13 protein-coding genes, 1 pseudogene and 1 riboswitch are annotated in these 12,117 nt (G+C 38.0%); of the genes and pseudogenes, 4 read left to right on the top strand and 10 right to left on the bottom strand.

What is annotated here, in order from left to right; all coding sequences use genetic code 11:
* Position 1 precedes the first annotated feature (1 nt).
* Positions 2-166: a hypothetical protein gene (locus tag V6670_RS11110; protein ID WP_338654279.1), complete on the bottom strand. Its 165-nt coding sequence runs from the start codon at positions 164-166 to the stop codon at positions 2-4.
* A gap of 28 nt (positions 167-194) precedes the next feature.
* Positions 195-584 (bottom strand): annotated as a pseudogene (locus tag V6670_RS11105) (transposase); the annotation flags it as partial.
* Between the two features lie 16 nt (positions 585-600).
* Between V6670_RS11105 and V6670_RS11100 the strand changes: the two are divergent.
* Positions 601-762 carry a hypothetical protein gene (locus V6670_RS11100; RefSeq protein WP_338654276.1) on the top strand — a complete coding sequence of 54 codons (162 nt, stop codon included), beginning with the start codon at positions 601-603 and terminating at the stop codon, positions 760-762.
* A 49-nt stretch (positions 763-811) separates the two neighbouring features.
* Positions 812-958 (top strand): tyrosine-type recombinase/integrase, encoded by a 147-nt coding sequence (locus tag V6670_RS11095; RefSeq protein WP_141904409.1) that lies wholly within the window; start codon positions 812-814, stop codon positions 956-958.
* Between the two features lie 274 nt (positions 959-1,232).
* On the opposite strand, the gene V6670_RS11090 is transcribed toward V6670_RS11095, so the two are convergent.
* Together V6670_RS11090 and V6670_RS11085 are read right to left on the bottom strand one after the other, a co-directional pair.
* On the bottom strand, positions 1,233-1,754 hold the full coding sequence (locus V6670_RS11090; RefSeq protein WP_141904410.1) for a hypothetical protein: 522 nt from the start codon (positions 1,752-1,754) through the stop codon (positions 1,233-1,235).
* A gap of 107 nt (positions 1,755-1,861) precedes the next feature.
* Entirely contained in the window at positions 1,862-2,071 is a 210-nt protein-coding gene (locus V6670_RS11085) for a hypothetical protein (RefSeq protein ID WP_141904411.1), read from the bottom strand.
* Between the two features lie 399 nt (positions 2,072-2,470).
* Here V6670_RS11085 and V6670_RS11080 point away from each other — a divergent pair, with 399 nt between their 5' ends.
* Positions 2,471-3,121 carry a 5-bromo-4-chloroindolyl phosphate hydrolysis family protein gene (locus V6670_RS11080; RefSeq protein ID WP_338654272.1) on the top strand — a complete coding sequence of 217 codons (651 nt, stop codon included), beginning with the start codon at positions 2,471-2,473 and terminating at the stop codon, positions 3,119-3,121.
* Positions 3,118-4,185 carry a toxic anion resistance protein gene (locus V6670_RS11075; protein WP_058844434.1) on the top strand — a complete coding sequence of 356 codons (1,068 nt, stop codon included), beginning with the start codon at positions 3,118-3,120 and terminating at the stop codon, positions 4,183-4,185. The genes V6670_RS11080 and V6670_RS11075 overlap by 4 nt, the downstream gene beginning before the upstream one ends.
* A gap of 48 nt (positions 4,186-4,233) precedes the next feature.
* Here the strand turns inward: V6670_RS11075 and V6670_RS11070 are convergent, their stop codons facing one another.
* The 6 genes from V6670_RS11070 to V6670_RS11045 form a co-directional block, all read right to left on the bottom strand.
* Entirely contained in the window at positions 4,234-4,431 is a 198-nt protein-coding gene (locus V6670_RS11070; protein ID WP_036126026.1) for a DUF6501 family protein, read from the bottom strand.
* Positions 4,432-4,695: 264 nt separating this feature from the next.
* Positions 4,696-5,427, bottom strand: coding sequence for an amino acid ABC transporter ATP-binding protein (locus tag V6670_RS11065; RefSeq protein WP_141904412.1), 732 nt, complete (start codon positions 5,425-5,427; stop codon positions 4,696-4,698).
* Positions 5,428-5,439: 12 nt separating this feature from the next.
* Complete coding sequence (locus tag V6670_RS11060; protein ID WP_036126030.1) at positions 5,440-6,165, bottom strand: amino acid ABC transporter permease; 726 nt, start codon at positions 6,163-6,165, stop codon at positions 5,440-5,442.
* Between the two features lie 170 nt (positions 6,166-6,335).
* Positions 6,336-7,193 (bottom strand): transporter substrate-binding domain-containing protein, encoded by an 858-nt coding sequence (locus tag V6670_RS11055; protein ID WP_141904413.1) that lies wholly within the window; start codon positions 7,191-7,193, stop codon positions 6,336-6,338.
* A 118-nt stretch (positions 7,194-7,311) separates the two neighbouring features.
* A riboswitch (Lysine riboswitch) is annotated at positions 7,312-7,498 on the bottom strand.
* Between the two features lie 342 nt (positions 7,499-7,840).
* Positions 7,841-9,100, bottom strand: coding sequence for a 2-oxoglutarate dehydrogenase complex dihydrolipoyllysine-residue succinyltransferase (gene odhB / locus V6670_RS11050; protein WP_338654265.1), 1,260 nt, complete (start codon positions 9,098-9,100; stop codon positions 7,841-7,843).
* Positions 9,101-9,194: 94 nt separating this feature from the next.
* Complete coding sequence (locus V6670_RS11045) at positions 9,195-12,020, bottom strand: 2-oxoglutarate dehydrogenase E1 component (RefSeq protein ID WP_338654263.1); 2,826 nt, start codon at positions 12,018-12,020, stop codon at positions 9,195-9,197.
* Positions 12,021-12,117: the final 97 nt, after the last annotated feature.

The following is a 12,117-nucleotide window of genomic DNA, read 5'->3' as shown; positions in this document are numbered from 1 at the left end:
TTCATTTAATAAACAAGTAAGAGGAACAGCCAAAACTAATTGGCTGTTCAGACTGTAGACAAAAGCCATCGAGAAGTTCACTCTCGATGGCTTTTGTCATTTTTCTTTCGCTTTCATTTTCAATATTTAGTAAATCACTGCCGATTCCAACATACTCTTCGAGCATAGTTGCTCTCTTAAGCTACTTGCCACGTCTAAGTAGCCAGTTTCTTTAAATTCATGGCAGCAAAAGTAAGCATCGCCTGCATGGACAATTTTTTCAGACCTCTTAAGGTTGTCCATCGCATACCATGCTTTTCCTTTGCATCCGCAAAGACACGTTCAATCGTTTCTTTGTGCTTTGCATAAATCTGTTTGATGTCATAGGAATGGCGTAAATGTTCAGCTTCCTCCACATAAGACTCCCAGATATGGCGTTGAATGAGTTTTTGATGATGCTTACTTTCTGTACATTGGGAAAGGCTTGGACACTTCGCACAAATCAAAGGATTCGATTTATATTGCCGATAGCCTTCCTTCGTCGTTGTCGCATACTTCAATATCTGCCCTTGTGGGCAAAGATAACAATTATAGTGCTCGTCATATATTTCCTAAAAAACAATGGGTATATTAGATGAATGGAAAAAAAGACAAAAACAAGATTACTTTAAATTAGGCTATAACACATTAAAACCAGACCAACTTGTATTTAGTAATAAGTACAACGAATATTTGCAGCTAGCCATTCCACAAAAATGGATGCTGTCGGTCAAAAAAAAATGAGTTGGAGAAAATCTCCCCTCATGGCTTAAGACATACTCATTGTTCATTGATGTTTGAAGCAGATGCTACTATCAAAGAAGTCCAAGAACGTTTAGGGCATAACAATATCAATACAACTTTAAATATCTACACGCATGTAACCAAAAAAGCAAAAAGTGAAGCAATTCAAAAATTCGCCAACTACATTAATATCTAGTTAGTTTTGAATACGACTTAATGAACTTTCATGAAACAATAAAACTTGAAATTCCCTTGAAATACAAGGCTTTCAACACTCATTGAGCCTAGATGAAACTGTGTTGTCAGACATTGTTTAGTCTGGCTCTTCTTTTTTGTACTGATATACCGGACGTCAAAAAGAGTAAAGAAAGCATTCCCTTTTTGCCCTACATTGATTTGAAACATTTCCTAAAACTAGTAACATCTTTTCATTTGAGTGTTACTTAATGTTCGTAATAGTCAGCAACAAACTAATCATATATTCCCCATTCAAATAAAAAATAATGACTATCAGATTTTCCAAATATATAATCATATGTATATCCCTTTTTTATTTGAATAATTTCGACATTATTCAATCTAGTTAACAGTTCTTTTACAATGGCCTCTTGAGCATTAAGGTATGCTAACTCATTTTTAAATCTACTGATAAAATCATCTTTGTTCACTAACTCCATATAACTGTATTTTTTTGGGTAATACTCATTAATCCAGCCCATTTCTAACGCCGTTATCCATTGTTCATCTGAAGGGTCTGGGTCATCATTAATTCTCCATTCCTCTCCATCAAACAATTCCTTTTTAAAGATCGCTGAAAATGCCTCTTGAATAGTATCAAATTGACTTTTTTCTGCAAATATTAAATCGACTTGCATAACATAATTATCTCTAAATTCATATACATCAAATGATAAATTCGATAACCTTACATTAGCAATTTGTCTCGCAAATAAAGTGTGATCATCAAGCAACTCTTGAATATCTTTCTTCATCAAATAATCTCCATACCTTTCTTCCTATTTCTATTAAATTAATACTACACCGCATTATTGTAAGAACTATAAAGGACAACAAAAAGCCACATCCAGACCTCTGACGATTATGTAATTTTTATTTTTTGAATCGTCGCAACATAGATAGATGCTTCATTGATTTTCACATATTGATTTTTGGATTCCTTCAAATATCCCTCTTTGCATAAGTACGCTTTTAGCTTTGATTTTTTCTCAAAGATCTTTTCTATCACCTTTTGCTCCCATACTTGTTCATCTATATTTTTAGTAATCGACATCATATAAATTTTTGTCATGCTCTTTCCCCCTTTAACTATTTTACGAATTTATTTGGGTAAAGTTTCAATTTAAAAAAGACGTGCCCTTGAGCTAAGACATATCATTTTGTTCCCATTCATAATGTTTTGGGGTTGGGTCGAACGGATGCTACAGTTTTAGTTAACGCTTGAATGGTTATTAGTACTGATAATTCGCTTTATTTTGAGGGTGAACCGCTCATGCCAATGCCACAATCGTTCATTAGGAGGACAAAATCGACGCATTTGGAGAAACAATTCACTTATTCTATGTATTATCATTGAGAAAGTTAACAAATAGCAGTAAAATTTATGTAAGGGATTATTTTTCAATGAAACTTTATGTCGATTATTTCGTATAAGAAGATAGACATATTGAAAAGCAAGGAGGATGAAACAATGCTTAGTGTCGGACAGTTTTTTTCTAGACATTCTGCCAGCTTTCTTATTTCGCTTACGACCGTTTCTATCGCAGCAATTGCGGCAAATCCTGGATTCTTCCTTGGTGGTTTACTGTTTGCGGGTTCCTATGCGACGAGTACAACGTTGCTGAAACATAGACAAAAAAAGAAAGTCATGCAAATAGCAGGTATTACAAAAGAAGAATTCAAGCATATTGAAACACAATTATCAGCAGCTAATAAGCATATTCAAACATTAAGTCAAAACTATTTACGCGTACGTTCTGTATCTGCGTTTAAACAATTACTTGAAATGACGCGTATTTCTAAAAATATCGTCAAAATTGTGAAGACAGACCCACGAAAATTTTATAATGTAGAGCCCTTTTTCTATGCACACTTACCTTCTGCTGTGGAATTAACAGATAAGTATACAATGCTTTCGAAGCAGCCTGTTAAGGATAAAGAAATTCAATTAACATTATCAAAAACACGTGAAACGCTAACTGATTTAAATGATACGATTCAAATTGATTTAAAGGACGCGCTTGCTAATGATATTGATACCCTACAAATGGAGATTGAATTCGCAAATCGTTCCAATCTTAGACGTAGAGAACAATTGGATTGGCGAGGGGACGATAAATGACAGCAAATGAACACGCATTTCAACTGAATACCATACCAGGACTTTCTCCACTAGTCCAATCCTATTTAGAAACAACTCCACAAAATGAGGCGATGGCGACTTATGAAACGCTATCGCCTCTTGCACAAAGTCGTGCCTTACTTTATGCTAGTCAAATTGATTTAACAGATTTTGAATCATTGCTGTCCCTTGGGCAAGATTCACAGCGAGCCCTGTCTCAATTTGCTGATCGCATGCTTGCGCAAGTGAAGCAAAAGGACGTCTCAAAAATCGGTCAAATGCTTGATTCCTTAATGCACACGTTAGATCGAATAGACCCGACGGCTTTAGAACCAAAGAAACAAACCTTTTTCAAAAAAATCTTTGGAAAAACAGAGCCGACTGTGAAGCAAACATTAACAGAATTTGAGCGTATTAGTATTCAGGTGGAACGTATTGGCGTTCAGCTAGAGCGTGCACAGCTTCAGTTGATCAAGGATGTCGAAAACTTAGAAGCACTTTATGCTCATAATCGTGGATTTTTTGAGGAGCTGGCTACTGCCATTGCAGCAGGTCAAATGAAAAAACAGCAAGCCATTGAGGTTGAGTTACCCACACAAATAACGAGTGTTCAAGCAACGAAACAACCGCTTGCTATTCAGCAGCTCAATGACTTTGCCGCACAAATTGAAAGGTTGGATCAACGTATTTATGATTTACAAGTATCACAGCAAGTAGCGCTGCAAACGGCTCCTCAAATACGCATGATTCAACAGGCGAATCAAACGTTAGCGGAAAAAATTGAATTTTCGATTGTCACTTTGATTCCTCTTTGGAAAAATCAGCTGGCGATGATGCTTTCTATGCATATGGATCATCACTATGCACAGCTAGAAGAACGATTAGCTCAGGCACATGATCGCTTCTCTAGTCCATCGTTTGAACAGCAGGTTTCGAAATTTAAAGAAACGCAGCGAGAACTGCAAACCGCGATTAAAGATGTGTTTGCCCTGCATACAGCAACTGAACAAGAAAAACAACAGCTACAAGATGTGGCAGGTGCCAGAGGCTATCAGCGCGATTAACAAAAAAAGGGGTGGCTCAGCACATAATCTGAACCACCCTGTTTTATGTTATTCAAAATAATCTTTATAGTAGCCACCGACATTACCTGTATTATCGATGATAAAAATGAACTCTTCTGTTTCATTTTTTACTTCATATTCTTTCCCTACTGTTAATACATTGGACACTAAGTATTTTGATGCATTTGTATGTTTGCAAGTTATCGTGCGTAGTGTTGGCGCATCTTTCCATTTTAAATGTAACATATTCTCTCTACCTCTCTTTACTAGCCTAAGCTAATGTCTATTGCTTATTTTATAATATTTTTGGGCTTTTGTGGAGAAAAAAGAAAGACTATAGCTATTCTATCCAAAAAAAATGACTATTTGAGGTGTTATGATGAGTTTTGGTGGTGTACCGCAATGGTTTTTTATTATTGCTGTAGCATTTGCAATCTGCTTTGTTCTTTATGCAGAATGGAATTCTAGAAAATAAGTGAGTCCAGTAAATCGGACTCACTTTTTTTATGCTTATTTTAATGTCCGCTTTAAAAATTCTTTTGTCCGTTCATGCTGAGGGTTTACTAATACTTGTGATGGTGGGCCTTCCTCGACAATGATGCCTTTATCCATAAAGACGACACGATCTGCCACCTCTTTGGCAAACTCCATCTCATGTGTCACGATTAACATTGTATTTCCCTCAGTAGCTAACTGTCGCATCACCTTTAATACCTCACCGACCATTTCTGGGTCTAATGCCGATGTCGGTTCATCAAATAGCATGACATCTGGATTCATTGATAATGCTCGAGCGATAGCCACACGCTGCTTTTGCCCCCCTGAAAGCTGACGAGGCTTGGCGTTCACAAATTGATCCATACCAACGATATTCAAATATTTAAGCGCCGTTTCTTCTGCTTCTTTCTTTGATCGCTTCAATACTTTGATTTGGCCCACTGTGCAATTGTTTAACACATTGTGATTGTTAAATAAATTGAATTGCTGGAATACCATTCCTAGATGTGTACGATATTCTTGAATATTGTGCTTATCATCTAAAATATCTTCCCCTTTATAAATAATTTGACCACCACTTGGCGTTTCTAATAAATTGATGCAACGAAGTAATGTCGATTTACCAGAACCAGAAGAGCCAATTAAACAAACGACTTCGCCTTTTTCTACTTGGAAATTTACATCTTTTAACACTTGGTTACGTCCAAATGATTTACTTAAATGTTCAATCTTAATCACTGCCATTTGTGCGTCCCCCTATACAGCTTCTTTTTGTTCTTTTTGATAGGCATCAGGTCCATCTAGACGTTTTTCAACATAGAGAAGGATGCGAGATGCGGTAAATGTCATGATAAAATAAAGAATACATGCGACAAAGAATGATTCAAAATAACGGAAGTTGTTACCTGAAATTGATTTTGTTTGGAAGAATAATTCCGTTACCCCAATGACATTTAAGACGGCTGTATCTTTAATATTCATAATTAATTGGTTACCTGTCGCTGGTAAGACATTACGTGCTACTTGTGGTAAAACAACATGCAGCATGATTTGGAAGTGATTCATACCAATTGCCGATGCTGCCTCGTATTGACCATTATCAATCGAGACAATACCACCTCGAACAATTTCTGCCATATAGGCCCCTGTGTTAAGGGAAACGACTAAAATACCTGCTGTAATAAAATGCATATCGATACCAAATGCGATATCTAGTCCGTAGTAGACTACCATAGCCTGTACAATCATTGGTGTACCACGGAAAAATTCAACATAGCATGTCAGGATAAAATTAATAAGCTTTAAGCTATAAAATTTTAAACCTTTTTTACGAACTGGAATCGTATGCATAATTCCAATGAAAAATCCGATGAATGCACCAATAATTGTACTAATAATCGAAATCAGTAACGTATAATACGCACCTCGTAAAAACATTTGCCAGTTGTTTTCAATAATTGAAAGTATCCATTCAAGACTCATGATGTTCCTCCTAACAATGTCATGTTGCTTGCTTATTTCCTTCGTGTCCTAGCTATTTCTACTATTCTATGATTTGTTACGCTAGGACATTATCATTATGTAGAGAGGTTCTCATTTTGATAATGATGAAATGATCATGCACGGACCAGCAACTAGCCCGTGCCTTGTCATTATTGTGCTGCTGGTTGTTGAGAAATCGCTTCTTCCATAATAGCTTGACGATCGTCTTCCGAAATACCTTTTAGGATTTCGTTGATTTTTTCACGGTTTGCATCGTCTTTACGTAAGCCTACAGCAATCGAAGTATTGGAAAGATCCGTATCAAAGCCTTCTTCAAATGCAACATATGTGAACTTATCGTTGGCAGCAGCAGCGGAAATACCTTCTGGACGTTCTGCTACATAGCCATCAATTTTGCCAGCCTCTAAAGCGACACGCATTGAGGGGAAGCTTTCCATTGCTGTTTGTTTTTCTACACCGTTAATTTGATCAATAACGTTATAGTTCGATGTATTTAATTGTGAAGTAATTTTAGCACCAGAGAAATCTTGAATCGATTTTGCATTTTCATACTTGCTACCTTTCTTAATAACCATAACGAAATCAGAAGTATAGTAGTTTTCTGTAAAATCAATCGTTTTCTTACGCTCTTCAGTTGGTGACATACCCGCGATAATGGCATCAATTTTGTTAGATTGTAGCGCTGGTACTAATCCATCCCATTCCATTTTGACAATGACTAGCTCTTTGCCTAAGCCTTCAGCAATTTTTTTTGCCATTTGGACATCGTAGCCGCCTGCATACTCTGCATTATCAGCAATTTTCACTGCACCATTAGCATCACCTTGCTGTGTCCAGTTAAATGGTGGATAGCCAGCCTCCATTCCGATTCGGAATTCACCGCCACTTGCTTCCTTGTCAGCACCAGCATCACCTGAACCGCCATCCTTTTTGTCGCTAGTGCCACATGCAGCTAGCACAATTGCTGTCATGATAGAGATCATTACTAACAACCATTTTCTTTTCATAAAAAACTCCCCTTTTCTGTAAAAAAATAAGACAACTGTAATAAAAAAGACCTAAGTATATTGAACTTAGGTCTTACCTTGTATGACAGTTGCCCAAATCCTCACTATAATTTCCATTTTCCGAGATAGCACAACCTAGTAAATCTGGAAATCCATTTACTAGGACAGTCCTGCACTTATTCACTGCAGACCCAGCATAAAAGTACGAGCTCCTTTTATACTTCGGCGATATTTCCTTCTTCATTGCGTCTTCGCTTGCTTGAACTCAACAATGAACTAATAAATACCGCGCCTCTACCTCACTGGTAAACGTTAGTGAGGTTTGTTTATTTAATTGATATTTAGATACTACTATAAAACTAGTACACTCGTCAAGACAGTTTTAACATTTTTCTGACTAATGACAATATTAGGATATTGTTCGTTCTCTATTCATTTTAAATCGTTAAGCTTCCATCGATATTTCTGAAAATTACAACAAATTTTTATTATAGAGTATGTGCTCTATGTGAGAAAAGTTGTGTTTATTTCTTTTTTGCTCCTCTAAACGATATAACATTAGTACTCTTTCAAACATAGAATCGGTCAAAATCTTTCGTCATGCATAAAAAAACCCTGCTGAACATTGTTCGCAGGGTTGAATGGCATTATGAATTTAATAGTAAATCTTCAGGATTTTCGATTAATTCTTTAACTGTTTTTAAGAATCCTACAGAATCTTTTCCATCGATGATACGGTGATCGTAAGAAAGTGCTACATACATCATTGGACGGATTTGAACTTCACCATTTACTGCAACTGGACGGTTAACAATTGAGTGCATACCTAAAATACCAGCTTGCGTACCGTTCATAATAGGAGTTGACATTAATGAACCGAATACACCACCATTTGTGATTGTGAATGATCCACCAGCCATGTCATTTAAGCCTAATTTTTTATCACGAGCTTTTGTCGCTAAGTTAGCGATATCTTTTTCGATTTCTGCAAAGTTTTTGCTGTTTGCATCGCGTACAACTGGTACAACTAAACCTTCTTCAGTTGATACAGCAATACCGATATCAAAGAAGTTATTTAAATGAATTTCATCGCCAGAGATTTGAGCGTTTACGTATGGGTATTTTTTTAGTGCCGCAACAACAGCTTTTGTGAAGAATGACATGAAACCAAGTTTGATGTCGTTTGCTTTTACAAACTCTTCTTGTTTACGTTTACGAAGTGCCATGATATTTGTCATGTCAATTTCGTTAAATGTTGTTAACATTGCTGTTGATTGTTTCACTTCTAATAAACGTTTGGCAATTGTTTGGCGACGACGGCTCATTTTTTCAATTGTTACACGGTCAGAATTAGCTGCTGGTGTAAATACTACTGGGCCACCTGAAGTTGCTACTGATGTAGGTGCTGCTACTGGTGCTACAGCTGGAGCTGTACCATGAGCTGCTACATCTTGTACACGTACACGTCCTTGTGGATCTACTGGAGATACTGCTGCAAGGTTGATACCTTTTTCACGAGCAAGACGACGTGCTGCTGGAGATGCGATTACTCGCTCACCAGACGTTTCTTCTACAACTGGAGCAGATGCTACTGGTGCAGATGCTGCTTGTGGCGCTGCTGGAGCCGGAGCTGCTTCAGCTGGAGCCGCTGCTGGTGCAGGTGCTGCGCCTTCGCCTGCTTCTACTACTGCGATAACTTGACCAACTAGTACAGTATCGCCTTCTTCAGCTAAAATTTGTGTTAATACACCTGCTTCTTCAGAAATGATTTCAGCGTTTACTTTATCTGTTTCAAGTTCAACGATGAATTCACCTTTTTCAACGCGATCGCCCACTTTTTTTACCCACTGTGCGATACTACCTTCTGTAATCGATTCTGCTAATTCAGGGACTTTAATTTCAGCCACTTTCATTTCCTCCTTTGATTAACGTGCATGACGCACATAAAAGGGCTACTGCTTAAGGGCAAGTAGCCCGGTTTTTTCAAAAATTTATATGTGATTATTTAACCTTCACTGGCTCAGCAACTGCCGCTTCAATTAATGCTGCTTGTGCTGCTTTATGAGAATCTGCATCCCCTTCAGAAGTTGAGCTCATTGCAGGACGACCTACATAGCGAAGTTTTTTACCTTCTGAAAGTTCATATAATGTTTCTAATGCATAATTCCATGAGCCTTGGTTTTTAGGTTCTTCTTGTACCCAAACAATTTCTTTCACATTTGGATACTTAGCAATAATACCAGCAACTTGCTCTTTTGGGAATGGGTAAAGTTGTTCTACACGAATAATGTGTAAATGATCGAAGCCTTCTCCGTCTTTTACGCGATCCGCTAAGTCGATCATCACTTTACCAGTTCCTAAAACGATACGCTCTACAGCTTCTGGTTTAGCGCCTAAACCTGGTTGTTCAATCACTTCTTGGAATGAACCATTTGCTAATTGTTCAGCATTAGCCGCTGCTAATGGGTGACGTAATAGTGATTTTGGTGATACGACTACAAGTGGACGTACCCCTTCTGTACCCAATAACGCTGCTTGACGGCGTAATAAGTGATAGTAGTTACCTGCGTTTGAACAGTTCGCTACAAACCAGTTATTTTCAGCTGACATTTGTAAATAGCGTTCCATACGGCTTGAAGAGTGCTCTGGACCTTGACCTTCATAACCATGTGGTAAAAGGATCACTAATCCAGATTTTTGGCCCCATTTAGAGCGTGCCCCTGAAATAAAGTTATCAAACATCACTTGTGCCATGTTCGCAAAGTCACCGAATTGTGCTTCCCACACTGTTAAGACATGACTATTTTCTAGGTTGTAGCCATACTCAAAGCCTACTACCCCCGCTTCAGTCAGTGGAGAGTTGTGTACTGAGAAGGATGCACTCGCACCAGAAATATGATGAAGCGGTGTGAAGACATTCCCATTGTTTTTATCGTGAAGTACTAAGTGACGTTGAGAGAATGTACCACGTTGAGCATCTTGACCTGTAAAACGTACTGGTGTGCCGTCTTGGATAATTGTCGCATACGCTAACGTTTCTGCATGGCCCCAGTCAATTTTTGCTGATGCATAGGCATCACGACGTTTTTCTAAAATTTTGCCAAGCTTTTTCTGTGGCTCGAAGTTTTCTTCAAACACTAAAAGCTCTTCATTGATTTTTTCTAAACGTTCCGCACCAACTGCTGTATCAATTTGTGGGAACTCTACTTTTAATTCTGCTGGCATTTCTAAATGATGATGATCATCTTTATCTGCCATTTCTCTTACATGGTCATAGGCTGCTTGCATTTCTGCATAGATTGCTGTATCTAAGGCAGCTACATCTTCAGCAGATAGAAGACCTTCAGCCACTAATTGTGCTCCGTATAAAGCACGCACTGTTTCATGTTTAGAAACCAATTTGTATGTTTCTGGGTTTGTCACAGTTGGGTCATCTGTTTCATTATGACCATGGCGACGGTAACCAACTAAGTCTACAATAATATCTTTGCCGAATTTTTGACGGTAGTTAGCAGCAAAACGACCAACTTGCGCTACTGCCTCTGGGCTATCTGCGTTGACATGGACTACTGGTACCTCATAACCTTTTGCTGGGTCAGAAGAGTACACAGAAGAACGAGAATCATAATGCTCAGTTGTGAAACCGATCATATTGTTCGCGATAATGTGGATTGTACCACCTGTTGTAAAGCCTTCTGTTTTAGCAAAGTTTAAAACCTCAGTCACAATCCCTTGACCTGGGAATGCAGCATCACCGTGCACTAAAATACCTAAGCCTTTTGTACGATCGTGTACCGCTTGCCCTGGTTTAGACGTATCATCTTGTGTTGCACGAGTAGCTCCAAGTACAACTGGATTGCCAACTTCTAAGTGTGATGGGTTGTAAGCCAATTTAACATTCATACCCGATTCACGGTTGTAAGAAGCACCCATATGGTATTTCACATCACCTGTCCAACCTTTTGTAATTTCAAGGCGGCCATGCTCAGGCATAAATAACTCATTTGAAACATGTGCAAAGTCAGAGAACATCATGTCATAAGGTTTGTTTAAGATGTGTGTTAAAACATTTAAACGACCACGGTGTGCCATACCAATACGTACATTTTCTACATTTTTGGCTTCTGCTATTTTAACGATTTCATCAAATAGAACGATTTGCGTATCTAAGCCCTCACCAGAGAAACGCTTTTGCCCTACAAAAGTTTTATGAATAAATTTTTCGAAATTTTCAACGCGAGTTAAACGATCTAATAAGGCTTTCTTCTCTTCAGAAGATAATGCTTGTTTAAATGAGCCTGATTCAATTTGCTTTTGAATCCAATCACGTTCTTCTGTAACTACTACGTGACCGTATTCAAATGCCACTTTATCTGTATAAACAGCTTTTAGATAGTCGATTGCATCCTTACCATTTTTCACGTTTGCTGGCACATCTTTGAAGAAGATTGCTGCAGGAATTTCAGCTAAATCCGCAGCGCTTAAGTTGAACGCGCTTTCTTCAATTTGAGCTGTTTGTAGTTCACGGTTTTTCAGAGGATAAATATCTGCCGCTAAATGACCGTGTGAACGGATTGCGTCTGCTAATTTCACAGCGGCTAACACTTTTTTGTAATCGCCAGCAGGAGCCGCTGCTGTATGACTAACTACAGCTACTTCACCTTCTACTACTACTGGTGCACCAAATTGTTGGAATAAAGAAACTAACTCCGGTTCTACTTCTTCAGGAGACTGTAAGAATAAGTCGTATTGCTCCATCACATATCCTAGGTTAGGACCAGAGAAAGCTGACCATGGAGAACTTACAGTTGTAACGTTGTTCGACATGAAAAATGACCTCCAAATTTTGCCTTTCGGCAGTTCCATTAATTAAATTACAATTAATTATATAATATTTAGCCGTTCTTTAAAAGAAAGTTTCACA

The organism is Lysinibacillus sp. Y5S-8 (assembly GCF_036894365.1).
Classification (GTDB): domain Bacteria; phylum Bacillota; class Bacilli; order Bacillales_A; family Planococcaceae; genus Lysinibacillus; species Lysinibacillus fusiformis_D.
This window is presented reverse-complemented; position numbering and strand designations above follow the sequence as displayed.